The organism is Stieleria varia (assembly GCF_038443385.1).
Lineage (GTDB): Bacteria > Planctomycetota > Planctomycetia > Pirellulales > Pirellulaceae > Stieleria > Stieleria varia.
Genome location: NZ_CP151726.1, coordinates 8199804 through 8222017, shown reverse-complemented (window position 1 = coordinate 8222017; position 22214 = coordinate 8199804). Strand labels below are relative to the sequence as shown.

11 protein-coding genes are annotated in these 22214 nt (G+C 54.6%); 4 read left to right on the top strand and 7 right to left on the bottom strand.

Translation table 11 applies throughout. The annotated features are described in order from the left end of the window. Positions 1 to 19: 19 nt before the first annotated feature. Together Pla52nx_RS27740 and Pla52nx_RS27735 are read left to right on the top strand one after the other, a co-directional pair. Positions 20 to 2569: a circularly permuted type 2 ATP-grasp protein gene (locus Pla52nx_RS27740; RefSeq protein ID WP_231742326.1), complete on the top strand. Its 2550-nt coding sequence runs from the start codon at positions 20 to 22 to the stop codon at positions 2567 to 2569. Positions 2570 to 2612: 43 nt separating this feature from the next. Continuing rightward, the gene (locus Pla52nx_RS27735; RefSeq protein ID WP_146522206.1) at positions 2613 to 3539 is read left to right on the top strand and encodes a transglutaminase family protein; all 927 of its coding nucleotides are present in this window, start codon (positions 2613 to 2615) and stop codon (positions 3537 to 3539) included. A gap of 394 nt (positions 3540 to 3933) precedes the next feature. Here Pla52nx_RS27735 and Pla52nx_RS27730 read toward each other — a convergent pair whose 3' ends face one another. Beyond that, on the bottom strand, positions 3934 to 5643 hold the full coding sequence (locus Pla52nx_RS27730; RefSeq protein WP_231742324.1) for a hypothetical protein: 1710 nt from the start codon (positions 5641 to 5643) through the stop codon (positions 3934 to 3936). A 272-nt stretch (positions 5644 to 5915) separates the two neighbouring features. Here Pla52nx_RS27730 and Pla52nx_RS27725 point away from each other — a divergent pair, with 272 nt between their 5' ends. Further along, positions 5916 to 6230: a hypothetical protein gene (locus Pla52nx_RS27725; RefSeq protein ID WP_146522204.1), complete on the top strand. Its 315-nt coding sequence runs from the start codon at positions 5916 to 5918 to the stop codon at positions 6228 to 6230. A gap of 894 nt (positions 6231 to 7124) precedes the next feature. Here Pla52nx_RS27725 and Pla52nx_RS27720 read toward each other — a convergent pair. The 6 genes from Pla52nx_RS27720 to Pla52nx_RS27695 form a co-directional block, all read right to left on the bottom strand. Beyond that, positions 7125 to 8759, bottom strand: coding sequence for an SHD1 domain-containing protein (locus tag Pla52nx_RS27720; RefSeq protein ID WP_342190272.1), 1635 nt, complete (start codon positions 8757 to 8759; stop codon positions 7125 to 7127). Between the two features lie 723 nt (positions 8760 to 9482). Then, on the bottom strand, positions 9483 to 10169 hold the full coding sequence (locus Pla52nx_RS27715) for a transposase (protein WP_146522202.1): 687 nt from the start codon (positions 10167 to 10169) through the stop codon (positions 9483 to 9485). Between the two features lie 224 nt (positions 10170 to 10393). Further along, the gene (locus Pla52nx_RS27710; RefSeq protein WP_146522201.1) at positions 10394 to 11380 is read right to left on the bottom strand and encodes a hypothetical protein; all 987 of its coding nucleotides are present in this window, start codon (positions 11378 to 11380) and stop codon (positions 10394 to 10396) included. A 665-nt stretch (positions 11381 to 12045) separates the two neighbouring features. Next, positions 12046 to 16128: a DUF4011 domain-containing protein gene (locus tag Pla52nx_RS27705; protein ID WP_146522200.1), complete on the bottom strand. Its 4083-nt coding sequence runs from the start codon at positions 16126 to 16128 to the stop codon at positions 12046 to 12048. 215 nt (positions 16129 to 16343) lie between these two features. Beyond that, on the bottom strand, positions 16344 to 18716 hold the full coding sequence (locus tag Pla52nx_RS27700) for a WD40 repeat domain-containing serine/threonine protein kinase (RefSeq protein WP_146522199.1): 2373 nt from the start codon (positions 18714 to 18716) through the stop codon (positions 16344 to 16346). Between the two features lie 4 nt (positions 18717 to 18720). After that, on the bottom strand, positions 18721 to 19368 hold the full coding sequence (locus tag Pla52nx_RS27695) for an RNA polymerase sigma factor (RefSeq protein WP_146522198.1): 648 nt from the start codon (positions 19366 to 19368) through the stop codon (positions 18721 to 18723). Between the two features lie 335 nt (positions 19369 to 19703). Between Pla52nx_RS27695 and Pla52nx_RS27690 the strand changes: the two genes are divergently transcribed. Continuing rightward, positions 19704 to 21806 (top strand): fused MFS/spermidine synthase, encoded by a 2103-nt coding sequence (locus Pla52nx_RS27690; protein ID WP_146522197.1) that lies wholly within the window; start codon positions 19704 to 19706, stop codon positions 21804 to 21806. Positions 21807 to 22214 lie beyond the last annotated feature (408 nt).

Here is a 22214-nt window from a genome sequence, read left to right as displayed (position 1 = left end):
CCCCTATTGGTCTGAGCTATTGAATACTGCGATTGAAACGGCTTCGATCTGGCAGTCGTATCGCAGCAGCGGCGATCGATTTGACGAGATGCTGTTCCCAGATGGAACAACGCGTCCACATTGGCGTTTTCTCAAATCGCAACTCCAGCAACTCGGTGCGGCAGGCCTCACCGAATGCTCCGCGACGATGGAACGCTTGGTTCGAGAGAATGGAACCACCTTTCGAGTCGATGATGGGGAAAAGAAAGCTGGGTCGAGTCGTCCCTGGCAGGTTTCTCCAATCCCGATGGTTTTCGAGCCCAGACAGTGGCAAGACCTCAGTGCAGGTCTGGCACAACGCACGATCTTGTTGGAAACCATCCTGCAAGATTTGCTCGGGCCGCAACGATTGATTCGTGAGGGGATCTTGCCAGGGCGATTGCTGTGGGAGAACCCAAACTTCTATCGAACCTATCATGAGTTGGACAGAAACAGTCAAAAGCTGCACCTGACGGCGACAGACTTGGCCAGGCGGTCCGACGGTCAGTGGATCGTGACGGGCGATCGGACTCGTGCGCCCAGCGGCCTCGGGTATCTGTTAGAAAACCGCATCGTCACCAGTCGTGTGTTCCCGCAACTGATTCGCAGTTGCAAGACACTGCGATGCGCATCGTTTTTTGAATCACTACGAGAGCATCTGCGATCTCAAGCAAAGACACAGCGAGACAATCCTCGTGTCGTGTTGATGACACCGCCGGGAGCGAGCTACCGAGAGTTTGAAGACGCCTACTTGGCACGTTACCTCGGCATGATGTTGGTCCAGGGATCTGATTTGGCCGTCCGTGGCGGGCAATTGAACCTCAAGACGCTGGGCGGGCTGTTGCCGCTACAGGTCGTGTGGCGACACGTCAGTGATCGTAGTTGCGATCCCCTGGAGTTGGCACCCGATTCCAGCTCGGGTGTCTCCGGAATGCTGCGTTGCGTTCGCAATCAGCAAGTCGCGGTGGTCAATACTCTGGGCAGCGTACTTGTTCAGACGCCCGCGTTGATGGCTTATTTGGACGCCGCGAACCAATACTTCTTTAGCGAGCCGCTGACGCTGAAAAGCGCCAAGGTCTATTGGTGTGGTGACGACAAAGATCGTAAATACGTCTTGGATCACTTGGATGATCTGATCGTGCGTCCCGCTTTTGCCGTGTCCAGCGACCCACCGTACGTGGTTTCGGAGATGAGCCAAGAGGATCGTGGCAAGTTGCGGGGGCGTATCACTGCATCGCCACGGGATTTCATCGCGCAAGAACGATTTCAGTACAGCACCACACCTGTATGGACCAGTGGCGGCATTCAGTCTCAATGTGTGTCACTGCGTACGTTCCAATTGCTACGCGGCGAGAATGTTGATGACGAACGAGTTCGTGTGTTGCCCGGCGCGCTGACGCGAGTTGGAAAAGACGATTTAGAACTGGCGTGGTCGCCGGTCAGCGGGAACATGACTCAGGACTGCTGGGTCATGAGCGAAAAACCTGTTGAACACCAAATCACGTTGCTCAAGGAGAGTCACGGATCGATTCAGATTCGGCGCGCGGGCGATGAATTGCCCAGTCGTGTTGCCGAACATCTGTATTGGTTGGGACGCTACAGCGAACGCGCCGAAGCACTCGCGCGCTTGCTGCGGACCACGTTGGACCGCATTTCCGGCGAAGACGAGATCAAATCGGTTTCCGAGATTCCACGTTTGGTCTACGCGTTGGCATCGATGGGGCAAGTCGAACCGAGTTTCGCATTGGAATCTTTTGCTGCGAACCTGCCCGAGTTGGAAATCGTTTTGCCCCGTTCGATCACCGACGTCGATCAACCTCGAGGCTTGCAACGTACCATGCAGTCCGTTGTCCACAACGCGACTGCGGTGCGAGATCGACTGTCGATGGACGCCTACCGTATCGTGCAACGGGCTCAACGTGAACTCAATGCACCGCTGGGCCCCGACAATATTGGTCAAGCCATTGAGCGGATGGGCACGTTGATTGTTGACCTGCTCTCCTTTGCCGGAATCGTAACGGAAGGTTTTGTCCGCACTCACGCTTGGCAATTCCTGGAACTGGGGCGTCGTATCGAGCGGGCAGACCACACGGCGGATCTGTTGCTAACCATGTTGTGCCCGGCCACTCCAAACGGGTCAAGGATTCATGAAGCCGTGTTGCAAGTCACCGACAGTTCGATGACCTACCGCTCGCGATACCTGAACCTTGTCCGCTTGGCTCCCGTCATTGATTTGGTTGCCGTGGACGAAACCAATCCGCGTTCGATTCGATATCAACTGGACGAGATCGTTCAGTTGCTCAAACGATTGCCATCAGGGGAACAAGAGATCGGCCCTGGACCGGATGAGAGAATCGCCATGAACATGCACCACCAGTTGATCATGGCCGAGCCCCATCATCTCTGCCACCTCTCCGAGAGCGGCGAGTTGGATAGATTGCGTGCGTTGATGACGATGGTCAAAGAGGAAATACCCAAATTGGCCCAGGCGGTCAATGCACGGTATCTGATTCATACGCAAACTGTTCAGCAGATCACAGGGGCACGTTGATGCGGTCGGTCCATTTCTCACTCGCGTGTCTTTGTGAACTCTGATGAATCAAAATTCTGTCCCCCAAAGTGACTCGGCATCCATTCTGTATCGAGTCAAGCACCGGACACATTATCAGTACAGCTCGGATGTCTCCGTCTGCCAAAACCAGTTGCGGATGCAGCCTGTCAGCGGTGGCAATCTGCAGTGTCATCGGTCGCAGATACGAATCGAACCGGCACCGACGACGATCGAGTCCCACTTTGACTATTTTGGAAATCACGTACAGACGTTTTCCATCGAGTCGGTTCACCGTTCGTTGGTTGTAACGGCCTCGAGCGTCGTTTCGATCGAACCGCAAGCAGTGATCGACGAAGATTCAACGCCACCGTGGGAACAATGCTCCAGTTCGATCGAATTGGCACCGGCGGAGCCCTTGATTGACGAGCATCGGTTCAACTCGCCGCTGGTTCGTTGCGGTGAACCGTTTGCTCAGTATGCGACATCCTCGTTCACGCCGGGCCGCAGTCTCTTGGCGGCCTCACTGGATCTGACGCGTCGAATTCACGCTGATTTCCGCTACGATACGACGGTCACGACTGTTAATACGACGCCGGAGGAAGCGTTCGCGATTCGAGCGGGCGTGTGTCAGGATTTTGCTCACATCCAGATCGCTTGTCTGCGAAGTATCGGGTTGGCGGCGAGATATGTCAGCGGCTATCTGAGAACGACGCCGCCACCGGGAAAACCACGGATGGTCGGTGCGGACGAATCACATGCTTGGTTGGAAGTGCATGCGGGCAAGGATGTCGGCTGGATCGGTCTGGACCCGACGAACGCTTGTATGGTCAGCACCAACCACATTCCCATCTGTGTCGGCAGGGACTACGGCGACGTCAGCCCAATGCGAGGCGTGGTCCTCGGCGGAGGTGCGCACACGTTGAAAGTCAGCGTCGATGTCGAGCCGATCGAAGACAAGTCTAAGTCCTAAAGCGGACTATTCACGCTGGCTCGCTACATTCTTCGCGGCTGGGGGAGGTAACAGTTACGCAGCACAGCACAAAGCGTATGGTTTGTATGTGGGCGGACGGTGGTGCTCGTTCTCGACTTGGAAAGTCGAACGACAATCGTCGCTCGACTTTCCAAGTCGATAGCGTGCCCCGCCAAGCGATTTGCCATTGCCAATCGTTGACTTGCGCAGACAAGCCCCTTCCCGGATCTTGCTTCGCTCGATCCGGCCTTTCCCGGCTGCGCCGGGAGAAGAGACAGAAACTTGCGGAGCGCCACAGTGTCAAAACCCCGAATTTTGAACAGCCCAGTTCGAAAAGGGGATCAGGGTTTTTTTAGCTTCTTCTTCCACTACCAGCGTCGCGCTAGCGATAAAGCTACAGAGGTCTCGCTATGTCGTCCAACTCGCCAAAAAGGAGAAGATTCTTCGATTCGTGGATACTGTCGAGATAAGTCGTGTCTATATCTTTGATACTATCGCTGTCATCACTAACTCTTTCACCGAAGCTGACCCATTTGAATTCAACATCATAATGATGGACCTTTACCTCGATTTCGTTATCTTTGTTTCGGTACATTTCTCGAAACTCACCTCCAATCTTTGACGGCACATACACCCCACCAATTCGCCGCCATTGATAGCTTTCTACGAGGATTGGATCGAACGAAGAGCTCTCATGCCAGCGCCGTTTGAATCTCCAGTTCTTAATCAGAGAATGCTCAAGATCAAATTCGAAACGATGTTCGTTAAAAATCAAACCGTCATCTGTTTTAAGTTCCACTGTTCCAGCTCCGCGACCAGATGCCTGCAGTAGTCGCTGAGCTGGATTTGCTGTTCGATACGAATTCAGTCGAGCCTTAATTACCGCTTCTGGAACCCCCGATGAGTAAGGAAACCGGGCAACGCCAATCAATCTGTAGTCGGTCGGTGCCATCGCGAGCACAAACTGGGCATCCGTGTCATTAGATCGAGGCAAGCAATTGCGACCTTCTGGGAATTGCCGCGTGCAAACAAGTCCATCGTATTGGAGTCCAGCAGATAGCTGAAACCCTTTCTTCGCCTCTCCGTTCTCTGCGGTCATCTCCCTTTCAGCTTCGCGGAAAAACAACTTGAATCCAATCCCGTCATTCACCATATGACGTACATATACAACTTCATTAAATGTCTCCGCTGTGCCCTCACAAGTGACAAAGCTATCAACTCTGTATGCAACATCAAAGTCTTTGATAGATTCTAGGTTTCCAATATAAGCATCAAAAAGTGATGAAGCCTCGGCGTTGCGATTGTCAAGGTCTTCATCCATGAGGCTGGCTCGCAGCACTGATATCGGCGACTTGAATGGCTGCTTAATGTCGCCCACAATAACAATCCAATCCAATTGCCTGTTGTTTTCTGTGGCGACTGCTAACGTATCCGAATCGATAAAAACTTTTATTCTCCAACTACTGTCAGAAATCGGAACGATGCTAGTTTTCAGGGGCTTCGTTCCCATTGATACAGAAATAGAAGGTTTCGGCAATTGTTTTTCGGCACTTTTTTTTGCTGGTGACTTCCCTTCCTCCAAATCTACAGCCGCCTGAAGTAGGCAATTTGCAACAAACTGCTTAGAATCATCTTCCCTCGAAAATCGCATTGTTCGCGGACTTAGCCGCAGATCCAGTCGCTTAGTTAACGAGCAGTGAGTCTCGATTTCCCTACCGGTCACATCATCAGCAAGCTTGATGACAAAGCTCAGGCCTCTGTCAGGTATCTGCGATGGCGAAAGTGTGATCGCGATATCCCATGCGTTATCGTGTACATCAGACTTAACAATCTGGCACGGCAGAAGTTCCGGCTGCATCGTTGCAAACAGATTTCGCTGCTGCACTGGGGGTGTCATGAAAAACGGGATTTTGACTGTCACTGGCTCATTTGCATCAGCTACCTCTATTGCAGTCATTGGCTGCGAGAATTCCATCATTCCGGTGAGCCGGCACTTAAGATAGATAGGCAGATTGAGAGCTTGCGATGACTCGCTCACCAGATTGATCGGCACCACAGCATCTGGATGTCGGGCTCTACCGACGGTTGATAGCTTCAAACGCAATGCTCGGGATCCGCCTGGTGGGATTGGCCCACGTTCAAGCTCTGCTTTGATACAACTACAAGAAGGCTCAACAGCCTGGGCGAGAAAAAGGGACGGGGGTAATATTGGCAGGACAATCCCTCATTTTATTGGCGTCGGCTTCTTGCGGGGGCGTCCCACCGGACGCATCGTGAACCAGAGTCCGTGCTTTTCCGCAACCTCATCAAAACTGCCCCCGTCCCATTTTCTCCGCCTGGTCGCTTTGACTTTGATGCAAAGCATAGAGGCCGCAGATGAAAGCTCTGTTAACGCTTCGCTCACGTCTGAACAAACATCTTTTCCACGACGCAGGCGAAAGCGTGAACTTTCGTCGATGGTTTGATCAAGACTCGGAGACGCGATGGAAGAAAGATTCCTCGATGGTCACAACCACGTATTGGCTGGGACGCTGTGGATCGACGATGGATGGCGTTTGGGCGGATCGATGTGAATTCGTGCCAGTGCTGGTTGGCGTGAGTGATCAGACATTCGATCAACACTTGCAGCAATTTGCCGGCCGGCAAAGCTGCCCGCTGCCGGTGTCTCCCTATCGCCTCCAGGCAAGGTAAAGATCGTGTTGCGTCACGGCGATGGCGACGAGATCGTCTACGGAGGTGGCCGTCGGATCGGTAAGCACCCGCCTGCTGGACGCCGTGGCCAACGGCATGGCTCGAAGGAACGAAACGCTTAGCAAATAGCTCGATGCCTCGTGAGCCTCAGACGCTAGGCGGCTGATGAATCATCCGCGCCTAGCCGTGGGCCTCGAACCACAATCCGCACCACTCGTCCACCCTGGCTCCATTCTCCCCAAGCTTTTCCGGGGGAAAAGGGCTGAGCGCTGAAACGTTGCGTCACCCAACAAGTGCCTATTCCAAGCGACTTCGAGCACAAAAAGCCAACTACCAACTTCACTCCTCCCACTTCAAACTTACAAACATGATTCGATCCTACTTCGGTCTGATTTAAAGCACCTTCCGTCGAGCTTGTCTCGGCGGAGGAAACAACTGACGGCTACTTGCGCACGCCAACAAAACCTCCCCACCGCCCGCGAATCGCCTGCGGCGATTCGCGGGCGGTGGGGGGAAGTGAATGCAATGAGGGTAGCTGCCATTTGTTGCTCCGAACCGGGGCAAGCCCGGCGGAAGCAAAGAATCCATCCTACGTAGACCGTGAACAATGAGTCACTTCTGGCCAATGAAACCATCCGATCTCAATTCGGCCAAAAATGCGACATCAAAAAGGCCGGTAACATCTATCACCGTCGAAAACCCAATGCAAGGCCTGACCCCAACGAAGCTCACTCCAACGAAGCTCACCCCGGCAACTGAGGACAGCGGATCGACACTCTTGCAGATAGGTTTCCGTCCCCACGCGTTCATCTAAGGCGCCTGCCTTCGCCTGCACCGTCAACGCTCCGAATGATTTCTCCGAACAAAACAGGGCGGCTAATTCCCCCCTCAATCTTAACGACTCTTTAAAGCTCTGGAAATGTAGAGCTGATCGTCATCAGACAAGAGACCAATGGCCAAAGAAATTTCCTGACCATCCCGCGTTCGCAGGTGGACTGTGTCGCCGATGAGTTTTAGGAAGCGAGCTTCTTTTTCGTATTTGCCATTCCTGCTGCGGAAGGTCCGCCAATTGTCATCCTCGGTCAGTTCAACATTGTCGTTCGTCGGTTGCTTTTCTGGAGCTTCGGTTGATTTTTCAATCGACGGAGCAGTTTCGAGCGATTGATACATCTCAGCCTGAGGCACTTGGCCAACCTCCGCGTCCGCTGATGCATCGGTCGTCGAATCCTTGCTTTCCTCGCCAAAGACACGCTCGTGAAGCGTCTTCCTTAGAGTTGCAAGCCCCTCCTTCGTCATGCCCGATTCAGTCAGGAAAACATTTTTTAAATTGGGCATCGCTAGCAGTGTTGGGATAGCCTCGTCCGTAATTCCCTTTCCGTCTATCGAGAGAATGCTAAGTGAATCGCACTTGCTGATTTTCAGCACGTCTTCGTTTGAAAATTCCGTTCCCATAAAGGAAAGGGTTCTTAGTTTTTTGCACTTTGCGATCTCTTTCATCGCTTGCGACGTTAGGTTCGAGGAGATGACTGTCAAATGAGAAAGCTCGGGGAGCAGACAGATCATTGCAAGTGCGTCGTCGGTCAGATTCGTACTGACTTGTTCAGACGCTGGCAGGTTGGGGATGAAGTTTTGACGCTGTGTGCTTGCGGCCGAAAAACCGGTGATTTCGCCATCCTCGTTCATCTCTAATGTTCCAAGATCCAGCGCGACCCAATGCTCGGCAAACGCTTTCGCGTTCTGAATTTCAGAAAGAGGCTTCGCTGAAGCAAGCCGCAGTTCGTTCACGATCAGCTTTGCTTGCACCTGATCCCTTCCCTGGTAGCCGGCTTTCTCGTCCAACCGTCCGGTGCCATCGGTCAGTCCGTTGGACTCGTATTTGAATTCGTTTGGGACAACGTTTGCGCCCCAGTGAATCGCATAATGAACCCTTGGTGTTAGATTTGCTGTAAACGTGACACTCGCGCCAGGTTTCAATTCCATCCATTGCGGAATCGCTTCCTGGGCCGACAAAAACACAATGTCAACTGGGCAGGATTTCGGTAACGCAAATCGCAGGACGCCAAACTTATTGCAGGAATAGAATACCCCTGACCAACAGACAGGCCCTGGATGCACGTTGGAGTACTCGATTGAACCTAATTCGTGTCCACGTCGAAACTGTCGGAAATTGTCCGCGAAATCGTCAAGACTCGCTGTCGCATCCCCGCCGCCAGCCATTGCCTCGCGACTGGTTTGGGAACCAATCCCTAACGAACGCACAAAAAGAATTGCAAGAACTACCAAGCCAATCATTAGAAATGCCACGAGGGCTCCGATGATTAGCGGAAGCCTACTTTGTAGTGTCTTGGTTTCGATGGACGAGTCGTTGTCCAGACTGATTTCGAGAAGATCTCGCTCGTCGCTGGGATACGCAAAATTCGTCGCTGGAGAACTAACGAAAGGACGAGCATTCAATTCCGATTGCCGCAGGGCTTCTTCTAGATCCGGCATCAGAGGAGTATCGATTTCCGCGAACGGGTTGGATTCCAACGGTGGGTTTGCCGAAGCGACCGGCGTTTGTTCCGCCGCGTCAGAGACAAGGTCGAAACCGCTAATAAGGCCGACGCCGCTTTTGACGACAAACTCTTTTCCGCATGCTTCACATGCAACGGTTTGGCCGTCCATTTTTGATGATACGCGAATGGAGTTTTGGCATTCAATATCCGGGCAACTCGTTTGAATTTCCATTCTCTCTACCGAAGCTCACAAGATGAGACCAAAATTTGATTCATTGTAAAACCTGATTCATTGTCTTTGCAGGAAATTGTATCTCGCGAATCTTTCAGTCTCAATCGGCCGTAGAAAAGGTGCCGTAGAAAAGGTGTCGGACACCGATTTGGTGCAGGGCTGTGGCAAACGTTGTAAATCATTGCCCCAGGGCGACGCTACGCTGTGCCCTGGGCTGTCTTTTTTGTCCCGTCGGGACGCGAATCGTTCGACACCGAATCGTTGCGAATCGTGAGAGCAAGCTGTCATACTGCGTCACCAATTCTTTTCACGTCCCCCGAGTCGATAACGTCAACGAAGCGTTGATGCCAAAAACAAGGGACGCTTGACCAGTTTCAACCGCAATAATTGATCATCCCATGCATTTGCATTTTGTGGTTGGACGCTTTCTACGGCGTCACTCCGCAATCGTCCACTTCTCACCGTCGCTGTCGGACACATTGGGCGAGGAAAAAGGAACGGGGGTAATATTGACAGGACGATCCCTCATTTTGTTGGCGTCCGCTTCTTGCGGGGGCGTCCCACCGGGCGCATCGTGAACCAGAGTCCGTGCTTTTCCGCAACCTCATCTGTCCACTGCTCATCACCAAATGGACGACCACGGTTGACGCAGGTGCGAATGGCGTCCAATTCCTTTTCACCCAACGGTTCATTGACTCGCTGGACCCAGTTGGGCAGTCGTGGAATCGGCCATGGCGAGAGTATTTTCGGAAGTGGCTCTGCGGACTGGTTCCAACGAAAAAGTGATCCATATTGCCAATCCTCTGCGTGCTTGACCAAGTTCGCTCGGAGTGGATTGCGTTCGATGTAGCGACATAAAACATAGAAATGCGTGTCGCCTTGGACAGGAAAGCTTTTGAAGCGGGACTGGTAAAGATGGCCTTCGCCGCGAGTTCGATAGTGCCCGTGATAACGCAGAGAATGAGTTGCCGTCACCCAACAAAGCAAACGTCCCATTTGCCCTTTCTGCTGAGGCCGCAGGACCAAATGCCAGCGATTGGGCATCAGTGTAAACGAAAACAATTCGACTGGATACTTCTCCAATCCCTCGGCCAGCACTCGAATGAACGCGTCATAGTCGTCCTGCTTCAGGAAAATCTTCTGACGAGCGTTCCCACGATTGATCGCGTGATCAATAACGCCAGCTTCATCGGCCCGCTTCTGTCGTGGCATGGAAACTCCAAAGCAGGCAGTTTATCATGCGATAGGGCTCAAAATTACCCCCATCCCAGTTTCTCTCCTAGGACTCAGAACTACCCCCGTCCCATTTTCTCTCGTCCCATTTTCTCTCCCAATGAAACCATCCGATCTCAATTCGGCCAAAAATGCGACATCAAAAAGGCCGGTAACATCTATCACCGTCGAAAACCCAATGCAAGGCCTGACCCCAGCGAAGCTCACCCGCCAAATGGGTTTTGAACAGGCTCACCGAACGGGCTTCTGAGGGGGTCTCCGAAAGGGTCCTTCACATCGGTTTTCCTCTCCAACCGCTTCCAATCCAGAACCCGTGGGTTTGACATACTGACGTTGAATCGATTCGCCGCGCGGATCATCTGGTCAACGGCCAAATGATAAAGTTCTTTGCTGCCCACGATTTGCTGTTCAGGGACGCCCACCGACAATTTTGCGTGGATCGACGGAGCAGTGTATCGGCCACTAAGGAGCAGTTCCGACTCTCGAATCCAACGAGGAGGCGTAAAATAGCCTGGGTAAAAACGCAATGAATGGCTTTCATTTGTCAACACAGATTGGATTGTCGAAATGTCTCGACGTGAGAACTTTCTGATGATTTGAACGCCGATCAAGCACGCAGAATCCCAGTGCCTTTGCTTTTCGGCCACTGTCTCAATGTCTGTTGAATCGACAACACCCTTCTCATCAGCAAAATAGAATGGATTGTGCCCGTCACTCACTGAACGAAGCAACCATGCGACGGCGCTCGCACACTCCGATTTTGATTGCTTCCCAGTTTCTTCGTATGCTCGTCGCAAAGCGATTGGAGGTTCAACAACGTCAATGCGAGAGAAATTGCTGACTGTCTTTGCATCATTGGAATCACCATAAACACGCGTCACCAAGCCCTTTGCAGGTTCAGATCTCAGCGGCAGCTTTGACTCAAGATCGTGAGAGGCAATCACATCGCCGAGCAGTTTTGGAATCTCAATGTTCGAGGATGATGAGTCCAAAGCGGACGCAGGGCTTCCCACATTCGCATAGAGATTCACCACTTCGCGAAGTACGACTTTTTGTTTTTCCGTTGCAAGCCGGTAAGCTAATTCCGCGACTCCACGGTTGAACTGATCACTCCCTTCAACGCCGTGAACATTCGAGGAATCGAATACCACCATCAGCAATACGAAAGGGAAGACGATGCATTTATTCATCTGTTTCACTCGATGAGTAGCGGTGCTATTTAGCTAGAGTTATCTTCTTAGTGTACGTAAGGGACTGCCCGACGTCACCTTGTATCCTCCAAATCGAGAATGCTGGGGAAAAGCGAATGGGGACAGAGCACATTGTTGTGCGTAAGCAACAAAATGTTCTTTCCGCGTTGGTCCTACTTGCCTCATGCCAGCTTGCTTGGCGTGAGCAATCGTTTTGTTGGTTAATGCACCCCAGACAGGCTCCTCAGATTCCCAGTCGTTTGCCGCCCTTCGCGGCAAACGACTGGGAATCTGGATGCTTTGAAAGCTAACTACAAAACTCATTCACCCATGAGACAAGCTCATAGGGGTTCGGAGTCCATAGTCGTGGATGCGACGGCCCCGCTAAGCATGGGACGTGAGTCCCATGGGGTGCCAGATCACCGTGCCTGAAAAGCCGCGACGTGGTGAGAGATAGGTTGGGAAATCGACCGCAGTCTGTCGCCGCTTCCGCGGCTTGTCTGGAATCGTTTGGAAACGTGACCTGGGACTCGCGTCCCAGGCTTTACGCTTTCGCCGCCTCCGCGGCTTTCAGATTTGGCTGCTTTGAGAAGCTAACTCCCGTTAACTCCAGAGCTCATTCACCCGTGAGACAAGCTTATGGGGGGGCTTGAGATCGGCGTTCGTTACGAAGGTGGTCTAAGGTTCCTGATGGTCGCAATCACGCGTTGCAATTGTTCGTCGGGGTTCTTGAACCAGTCGATGGACCAGATGCGATGGATGATCCAGCCGCGGTCCTCGAGAACCTGTTGGCGAATCCTGTCGCGATCACGAGCGGAGGTGGCGGTTCGATAGCTCTCGCCGTCACACTCGATTCCGATCAAGTATTGACCGGGACGTTGGGGATCTACGATGGCCAGATCGACCACGAATCCTTCCATGCCGACTTGTGCGTGAACGTCATAGCCATGTTGGGTCAGCGCGGTGGCGACTTGTTTTTCGAACTCGGATGCGGGTGGCTTTTGCTGTTGGCTCTCGCCGTTCAAGATTCCTTTCTCCGCGTATGCCAAAAAGGTTTTCAAGGCCGCTACGCCGCGTGCGTTCGTTTTGGTCAAGTCGATGTCGTCCGAGCGGATCGATGTAAAGACGTGGCATTGCTGCTTTGCGCGAGTGACCAGAACATTGAGTCGTCGTTCACCGCCATCGACGTTCAGAGGTCCGAAGCTCATGGATAGTTTGCCGCTGGAGTCGCGTCCATAACCGACCGAAATGAAAACGCAATCGCGTTCGTCACCTTGGATGTTCTCCAAGTTCTTGACGAAGAATGGCTCAGGGCCTTCGTCGGCGAAGAACGATTCCGTCTCGGGGGACTGTCGACGCAAGCGTTCGATTTCGTCCAGGATCGCATCACGCTGCGCAACCGAAAAGGCTCCCACGCCCAAGGAGAGATGGGGCTGTTTGTGTGCGTGGCGCATCACTGCCGAGGCGACCGTTTGGGCTTCGATCGCATTGGTGCTGGAGCCTCCTCTGTCATAGACGCCGTCTTTGAGGAAATGAAACTTCAGTCCCAGGTCATCCGATTCTTCGATCGGGCTGGGCACGACGTAGAGTTGATCTGCGTAAAACTCTCTGTTGGAAACCGCGATCAGCGATTGGTGCAGACTGCGGTAGTGCCAACGCAGCATGCGTCGAGGCATGTTTTGCGATTCGCACAGCCCAAGGACACTCTCCAAATCTCCAACGCTCTCCAGGTAGTCTTCGGAGTCGTCGATTTCGTGGCTGGTCTTGGCAAAGAATGTCGTCGGAGGCAGTTGGCGATCATCGCCCACGACCACGATCTGTTTCGCTCGGGCGATTGCGCCGATGGCATCGCAGGGACGCACCTGGCTGGCTTCGTCGATCAGCAACAGGTCAAATTCCACGCTGCCCGGCGGCAAGTATTGGGCCACTGACATGGGGCTCATCATGAACACGGGCTTGATCGCTTGGATTTCTGCGCCGGCCAGTTCGAGCATTTTTCGCAGCGGTTTGTGCCGCATCTTTTTCTTCATCTCGTGCCGCAGCACTTTCATGCCCGGTGATTTCACGGTCGTGGGCAGGCGAGAATGGTGCGTCGCTGAGACTTGATGACGTGCGTTGTTGATTCGTCCCAGATCGAGCTCGACAAAACGCTGTAACGCAAACTCGTGCGAGGTACCCTCAAATTCGGCGAGTTGCGGAAACTCACAATACGCTGCACGCAAGATGGCTTCGTGATAGGCGGTTTCGAATTGATCGGTGACTGCGTCTTGTTCGATGTGACCGCGATGGATCTGGTCGGCCATTTCACCCAAGTCGGCGGCGATCGCATTTTGGTAGCGACGGTAATAAGCGATCCATTTCTGTAGTTCCAGCGGGCGGTCTTGCCATTGTTTTAACCGCTGGATCCAAGTCGTGATGCAAACGCCACGTTCGGTGTCGGCATCGAATGCCGATCGAATGTCTAGTTTCAGACGGCTGCATAGCGATTGAATGTGAGCAGTCGCTGTTTGTACAAGCGGCTTGATGTTGTCGATGCCTTGGCGAATCGTTTTGGCGTCGATCGGCTGGCTGCAACGGTGCAGAAATGTTTCCGGTATTTCGGCGGCGTCGCAAGTCTTTCTCCATTTCAGGATTGATTGCAGCGAGATCCAATCGGTTTCCTGCTGTTGATACTTGTCGCCCATGGCTTTGGTGAGCAAGTCGGTTTGACGCAGTTGTCCATCGGCTTGCTGCCACTGCATCAACATGTCCAGCAGACTCAGCTTATCATCAAGACTGCGAGGCGGCCGATCGGTTAGGTGTTCGGCCAGCTTGGCGGATGATTGGCGATAGTCTCGATAGAAGATACGAAATAGAGACCGGCCACGAGTCGCCAATTGCTGACGGGTTTGTGACCAGTCGGTCGACCACGCGTCGTCGGTGATTTTGGCGGCGAGCCGCTTGCGATACTCGGACGCAGCGGGTCCGATTTCGAAAACGAGTTTTTCGAGTTGACGGCGATGTTTGGTGTCCCACGCGTCGGAGATCTGGGACGACGGGTCGCAAGGCGGCATTTGGCAGGCAAGTTCACCCAGCTCGATCAAGCGAGCGATGTTTGCCAAAGAGAGGTCGTCGACGCAGGGTATTTGTGTCGCCAGGTGATCGGATGCATCGCGAAGTTTCTCTAATGCCATTTGAGCATCACCAGCATCGCGGGCGATTTGTGTCATGTCGGCAGGCAGGACGGACGGGATGCCGCAACCTCGCCAGGGATGATTGCTGGGAACGCTCACGTGGGTGAGTTGAGTCGCCAAGTCCTGTATCAAGTGTTTTCGCTCTCGCATTTCGCCCTTGGACCATGCGGCTGCGTACGCGAAGGCGAACGAAGCGGCAGAAACACCTTTGGCGGCCAAGCGGACGAGTTCTCCGACGGCGTCGAAGACGGTTAGCCCGGTGTTGCCGATCGGTGTGTGCAGCGACATCGCGTGCTCGTTCATGCGATGTCGATACGTGGTCAGCTCTTCGGCTTGCGTGGTCACGTCGACTTGCTGGGGCGATGCCATGTTGAGCGTGACGAGCAGATCGCTCAGGACTTCGCGTTTGTTGGCCTTGTGACTGTGCAGTTCCAAGCACATGTCGCCCAGGCCTACATGGGTGAGCCTGCGCTTGACGACGTCCAACGCCGCCATTTTTTCAGCGATGAACAGGACGCGTTTACCGGCTTGAACTGCGGTGGCGATCATGTTGGTGATCGTTTGGCTTTTGCCGGTCCCCGGGGGACCTTGAACAACGAGGTTGGTGCCGCACTTGGATTCTTCGATCACCAGCATCTGGGAGCTGTCTGCGTCCATCACATGAAACATCTCGCTTGGTGTGATGATGCGATCGACATCATCGTGTTCGTCAAAGATGACTTGGCCGCTGTCGAATCCGTCACCCAGCAGGGATTCGATCAGTGGATGAGCGTGGATGCGTTGGTTCTCCGGCCAAGATTCGGGTTTGAGATCCTGGTACATCAGGAATTTTGCAAACGAGTACAGCCACAGCACCATGTCGTTGTCCAACACCTCCCAACGCGGTTGGTCGACGATTGCCTGACGCACGGCGTTGAAATAGTCCGACGGTCGGAAATCATCGGAATCTGAGATCGACTCGGGGATCTCTGGCAGGCTGATCTCAAACTCCAAGCGGAGTTTTTCGCTGAGCGAGAGATTGGTCGAGATTTCCTCCTCGGTCGCCGTCACTCGAAACTTGGCGTTAGCAGAGGTGCGTTCTAACGTCACCGGGATCAAGATCAGGGGTGCGTAGCGAGGTTTGTCGCTGGATGGGCTTTCGAACCATTTCAGGAACCCCGTCGCCAAGTAGAGAACGTTTGCCCCGTGTTCTTGTTCGTAGGTTCTCGCGTCGTAAAAGGTTCTCAGGAGACGTGTTTGAAGTTTCTGTGAGTCCAGTTCGGTTTGCAGATGGTTGTCCCCGGCTCCGGTCGGCAAGCTGGGCTCATCGGGTTGTTGCAGCTCGTTGTCGTTTGCCGGTTCTCGCTCGGGTTTTGGATCGCCCGAGTCGGTCTGATCAGGTTTGGGCAGAAACGTCATCCGCCTTCGTTTGACACACAGGCGGTGAAACACATCGTCGGAGAGTTCATCGACAATCTCCAGGCGACTGGATCGACTGGAGGAACGCGACGTGTTGATGAGGCGATTACGAGCCGTCAAATCCAGCAGCTCGACACGCGCGCGTTCGAGCTGTTCTGGGATGTTGGAATCGGACATCGTCTGCCGGAGAGAGTAGCGGTACGCGCAAGCCGGTTGCGGAGAAAGGGAGGAGGTCTGCACAAAGATAGCAGATCAATAAGCATCGATCTGGGGCAAATTCGGTTGGTGTGCCGGGTTCAGCCGGCCGGGCGCACCTACCACGGAGCCGAGAATAGGACCAAGGTGACAGAGGGGACCGATGGGACGTAAGTGTTGATCACCTTCGCGGGTGCTTAGGGCTGCAAGGAGCTGAGGTCCCAGATTCGGATCGTTCCGTCGCGTCCGCTGGTGGCGACGCGTTGATTGGCGGAGTCGATGGAAGCGTTGTGGACGGCGGATTCGTGACCGGCCAGGGTAGCGATGATTTTTCCTGACTTCAGGTCCCAGATCTTGGCCGTGGAGTCTTGGCTGGCGGTGACCAGATGGCCGCCGGTGGTGCAAAAGCCGGCGCTCCAGACATCGCCTTCGCTGCCCGTCAGGGTTTGCTTTTCGGTGCCGGTTTCCGTGTTCCACAGGATCACCGATTTGCCCCAGCCGACGGTCGCGAGTGTCGATCCGGTGGGAGCAAAGGCGACGTTGTAGATGGGACCGGGATGCCCCGCCATGGTTTGTCGCTCGGACAAGTTTTCTGCGTCCCAGATGCGGACGATCTTGTCGCTGCCGACGGTGGCGATCAAGTTTCCGTCGGCGGAGTAGTCCACGCCGAAGATCGAACCCGGCTGGGTGACTTGGACGACCGGTTCTCCTTTGTCGATATCCAAGACAGTGATCTTGCCGTCTCGATCACCGGCGACGAGTCGCTCACCGTTGGGGGAAAAGGCAATGTTGCGGACCGCGTTGGTGGCACGCCACTGACTGATCGGTTCAAAGGTTTCTCGATCCCAGAGTTTGACAAAGCCATCGTCGCCGCTGGTGGCTACGATCGGGCGTGTCGGGTGGTACCGAACCATCCAGACGATCCCACGATGCGCATTGAAGCTCTTGACCAGTTCTTGGTTTTCCACATTCCACAGTCGTACCGAACCGTCACCGATGGCTGCGGCGATGTGTTTTCGATCGGGGGCAAAATCCACCGACCAAACAGTGCCGGGATTTCCCGACAACACGACGACGGGAAAACTGGGGCCATCGGGCTTGGGCGATGTCGACGCTGCCGGTCCAGACAGTTCACTGGTGCGTTCACCAGGCAGTGAACCAGAGAGTGAATAGCCCAGTAGGCCGCCGATCATCAACAGAGTGACTGCGGCGGCGGCCCAAATGCCGAGCGTTTTGGGATTGCCGAGTCTGCGATGGTTGCCGCTCAATGTTTTCGCATCGGCGACTCCGACGGCCGGCACCTGCAGCGGCGAGATCGGACCGAACTGATTGACCACGCCGGCAAGCGCCGAGGCGACTTGGGCGGTCGATTCAGGACGGCGTTCAGGTCGTTTGTCCAGCAGAGCCATCGTGATGTCTGAAAGCACACGGGGCACGGCGGGGTTGACCTTGTGCGGAGGCTCCGGGGTCTCATCCATGATGCGTTTCATGACGCCGACGATCGACGGTGCTGCAAAGGGTGACTTGCCGGTTGCCATTTCGTAGAGCACCGCACCGAGCGAAAACATGTCGCTTCGTTCGTCGGCGGCGGCACCGGTGGCTTGTTCGGGCGACATGTACAGGGGTGTTCCGGCGACCATGCCGGTCTTGGTCAATTTCACATCGTCGGTCGCGCGGGCCAGTCCGAAATCCGTCAACTTGACTCGGTTCGTTTCGGCTTCGATCAAGATATTGGCGGGCTTGATGTCACGGTGAACCATCCCGCGTGCGTGCGCAGCGGAAAGTCCAGCGGCCATCTGCATGCCGATGCGGGCGGTTTCAGCCGGAGGCAAGGGTTGTCCATCGCGGAGCCTGCTCTCCAGCGTTTCACCTTCGATCAACTGCATGACCAAGTAAGCGATTTCGTCTTGTTCTTGACGGACCACTTGGTGCATCGCAACGACGTGCTCGTGTGCGATCGCGGCAGCGGCACGGCCTTCGCGACAGAATCGCTGGCGGGCCACTTCGTTCTTCGCTACTTCTTGACGCAAAACTTTGATGGCTACGTTGCGACGCAGGTGTGTGTCGAAGCCTTCCAGCACGATCCCCATACCGCCGCTGCCGATGACGCGTGCGATCTCAAAGTGTCCGAGTCGTCCGATGTAAGCCGGGTCGTCGCTGGGGGCCAAGAAGCTCAAGCGGTGATCGATAGCGACGGGGGGCAGATTCGTGGTGCTCTTGGACGATGCACTCGCGGGACTTGACTGCGAGGGTGTTGGGGCAACGGATAAATCTTGCGTGACATCGGTTCGAATATCTACCGACGATGCGTCCGATTTGACCGGCACGTGTTCCGCTTTGACGGACTCGATGGCTTTCCAGTACGCAGAATCTTGCAGCGGACCGTCGGGGTCGATTCCCGTGACGAGTGACTCGATGGGTATTTCGCCCGTGGCGATGCTGTCGAGTGTTTGTTGGCATGTCGTGCAGGTGCCAATGTGATCGGTTGTTCGGCCGGCCTCCGAATCGGGCATCGAGCCGTTGAGCAACGCTTGCAGTTCGACGCGAGTGGGGCATGTTAGTGTGCTCATGGAGTCATTCGTTTTCCTGAAGCCGTTCGACTTCTGCGCGTAGTTTTGCGGTCACTCGGCTCTTGGCGACGTAGATTGCGCCCGTGCTCATTTTCAGTTCCTCAGCCACTGCGGTTGCCGACAGACCATCCACCGCGGTGCGTTGAAAAGCGAGCCAAGTACTGGGTTCGACATCATCGCGTACGGTCGACATCGCGACGGCCGCCAGTTGACGCATGTGTTCGTGTTCCCACTGCTGTTCCAATTCGTTTTGAGTGTCCGCAGCCTGGGAAAGGAGTTCGAACTGCGCGGTGTCGTTTACTGTTGCGCTGTTTCGGCTGCGTTGTTCAAAGTATGTGTACAGACGATTGCGAGTGATCGTGAACAACCACGCGCGAAAGCCGCCTTTTTGTTTGTTGTATTCCAAGCGACCGATTGCCGTGCCGACGCGACGCATCACGTCTTGGACAATGTCCGCGGCGTCGGCGTCTTGCAGTCCTCGGCTGCGGACGAAGCGATACAGCATGGGGCCGTAGTCACGCAGAAACTGATTCCACGCGTCGCTATCGCCGCCGTCGCGGAGTCGCAACAGCAGGGTCGCTCGGGTCTCGTTGGGTGAATCAGTCAATGCGATCACGTCCAGAAAACCAGCATGCCAGGCAAGCACGAACATCGGGCCAGCATCCACCTGGAACAGATGATCGTGATTATATCGCCCAGGCCAGCGGGGCAACCGCATCGACGGATTCACACGGGGATACTGGCGAATTGGGCCGGTCTTTCACAGTCCATCGATTCTTGCAGGGAATTTCGCGGCACCCATCCCGCTTTTCCTCATCCAGCGGGTGCTATTTCTCCATTAACGCGTGTGAACGGGGGCTTTCAGGTGCTCGAATCACCGGGAAAAAGCGTTGCTTTTCGGCATCACCGGCGCTGTGACCGAGTGTTCTGTGACCTAGTGTTCTGCGTACTCTACACCTGACTCTCAATCGCACGCGGGACAATTCGGTGACACAACCCTCACAATCGGTGCCAGCGCAAGCCGGTTCATCTGGCGGTCATTCGATCATTTGGTTTTCGGCAACCACTTTGCTGGGCGCTTTCTTGGTCTTTCAAGTCCAGCCGATCATCAGCAAATGCGTTTTGCCTTGGTTTGGCGGGACTCCGGCTGTCTGGACGACTTGCATGTTGTTCTTTCAATTGCTGTTGTTCGGAGGGTATTTGTATGCCCACCTGCTGAAAACCTATTTTCCGCCGCTGTTGCAGGGCATTGTTCACATCACGCTGTTGAGTGCTGCGGCGTTGGTGTTGCCGATCGAGCCGTCTGACGCTTGGAAACCGGGCGGCGCCGAGTCGCCGACGCTGTACCTGTTGTGGATGTTGGCCAGTCACGTCGGGCTGCCGTACTTCGTTCTCTCCAGCACCGGGCCATTGGTACAGGCTTGGTTGAGTTTTCAAGACGACAGCGACCGCGTGTATCGACTTTACGCGCTCTCCAACGCGGGCTCTTTGTTCGCTCTGTTGAGCTATCCGTTCTTGTTTGAGCCAGTGTTCTCGGTGTCGACGCAGTCGATGTTGTGGTCACTGATGTTCTGTTTGTTCGTCTTGGTCCAAGGCGGCGTGGCGATCGGTATGTTCCGGGTGAAAGCAGGTGGTGGAACCGAAGGAACCAGCGAAGCGAAATCAGCCGATCCACCCGCCACACCCTCATGGATTCATCGCTCCGCATGGGTTGCGTTGCCCGCGTTGGCGTCGACCATGTTGTTGGTGGTCACCAATCATGTTTGCCAAGACGTTGCCGTGATTCCGTTCTTGTGGGTGCTGCCGCTGAGTTTGTATTTGATCAGTTTTATCGTGTGTTTTGATTCACCGCAGTGGTACAAGCCCAAGGCCATCGCGGGCGCGACATTGATCGCGTTGGTACTGATTCAAGCCAAAGGCATGTTGCCAGGCAGTGTTCAACTGATCGCGGAAGCCAGTTGTTACATGGTGATGTTGTTGGGGGTTTGTCTGCTGTGTCACGGCGAAGTCGCGCGGATCAAGCCAGCCGCGGGGTTGTTGACACAGTACTACGCGATGTTGTCCGGCGGCGGCGCGATCGGCGGATTGATCGTGGCGGTACTGTGTCCGACGTTTTTGAGCAGCTTTGTCGAATTGCCCTTCAGTGTTGCCCTGGTGTCATCGCTCACGTTCCTGTTGTTCTTTGCGTGCAAGGGCTGGCGTGAGACGACTTACGATTGGACCGCAGCGTCGCGATTGAAGTTCGGTGCGGCAGTCCTGATGATTGCTCCGTTCCTGACCGTGTTCTTGGCAGAGAAAGATGAGATCATCGCCTCGGAACGAAACTTCTTTGGCGTCCTGCGAGTGTTGAAGGATGACGCGGGGATGCGACTGGTGCACGGCAGCACCATTCACGGCATGCAACGCAATGCTCCCCACCAGAGTGAACCGACCACCTATTACGGTCGAAAAAGCGGCGTGGGGCTGACATTGGCTGCGTTGCAGGCGGACAAACCGTCGATGCGAGTCGGCGTCGTTGGACTGGGATGCGGCGTCTTGGCCAGTTACGGTCGACCAGCGGACCGGTTTGACATGATCGAAATCAATCCGGCGGTGGTCGAGATTGCTCAAGAGCACTTTTCGTTCATGAAGGATTGCCCATCGACGATCGAGAATCACTTGGGTGACGGACGGTTGGTGTTGGAGCGGATGCGGGACGCGCGGTTTGATCTGCTGGTCCTGGACGCGTTCAGCAGCGACGCGATCCCGGCGCACTTGCTGACACGAGAGTCAATGGAGCTGTATCGGGATCGGTTGGCCGCAGACGGAGTGTTGGCCATTCACGTTTCCAACAATCACCTCAACTTGGTGCCACTAGTGCATCGGCTCAGTCACGACGCCGGATTGGTCAGCCGTGTGTATCGGGCGGGCGGGGACTTGGACATCGGAACGCGGCATTCGACATGGATGCTGATTTCGCCAGAGGGTCACCCGTTGCTGGATGATCCGCAGTTGGCCGATGCCGAGTTTGCTAGCGAAGCCGAATTAGCAGATGCACCGCTTTGGACCGATCAGCATCACAATTTGGTCAGCGTGCTGCGTCTGTGGTGATTGCTGATAGACGCAGACTGTTTTCGAGCCAATCCCCGCAAGCCGTTTTGTGCAAACGTTTTGCGTAGGTTGTATAGAGTTGCGTGAATAGTCCGCATACGCGTCGCGGCTCACGATATCAATAGCCCGCTCTGTTAACAGATCGGTTGAATCGAGAAAAACGGAGAAAGCCCCGGCAATGATCTTGCCTGGAGTTTCACGGCTTTGATAGGGTCGGCGGCGGTCCGGAAACCAGGACGCGCAATCTGGTGAGAGGAAATCGACGTAAGCCGTAAAACGGCTGAAGATCAACGCAGCGTGGGGCCGACAACTATTATGTTTTCGCCTCTTCGCGCTGAGAAAAGTCTCTTCTCACTAATGGATTGCGTCCTGGGACAAGGATCGCGGCGCTGACGACCGAAGCGAAAA

Bases quoted from the DNA above. Each gene is read 5' to 3' on its own strand.
- Pla52nx_RS27695 (WP_146522198.1), bottom strand. From the start codon at position 19,368: ATGTTCGTGCTTGCCTGGCATGCTGGTTTTCTGGACGTGATCGCATTG.
- Pla52nx_RS27710 (WP_146522201.1), bottom strand. From the start codon at position 11,380: ATGAATAAATGCATCGTCTTCCCTTTCGTATTGCTGATGGTGGTATTC.
- Pla52nx_RS27735 (WP_146522206.1), top strand. From the start codon at position 2,613: ATGAATCAAAATTCTGTCCCCCAAAGTGACTCGGCATCCATTCTGTAT.
- Pla52nx_RS27705 (WP_146522200.1), bottom strand. From the start codon at position 16,128: ATGTCCGATTCCAACATCCCAGAACAGCTCGAACGCGCGCGTGTCGAG.
- Pla52nx_RS27700 (WP_146522199.1), bottom strand. From the start codon at position 18,716: ATGAGCACACTAACATGCCCCACTCGCGTCGAACTGCAAGCGTTGCTC.
- Pla52nx_RS27715 (WP_146522202.1), bottom strand. From the start codon at position 10,169: ATGCCACGACAGAAGCGGGCCGATGAAGCTGGCGTTATTGATCACGCG.
- Pla52nx_RS27725 (WP_146522204.1), top strand. From the start codon at position 5,916: ATGAAAGCTCTGTTAACGCTTCGCTCACGTCTGAACAAACATCTTTTC.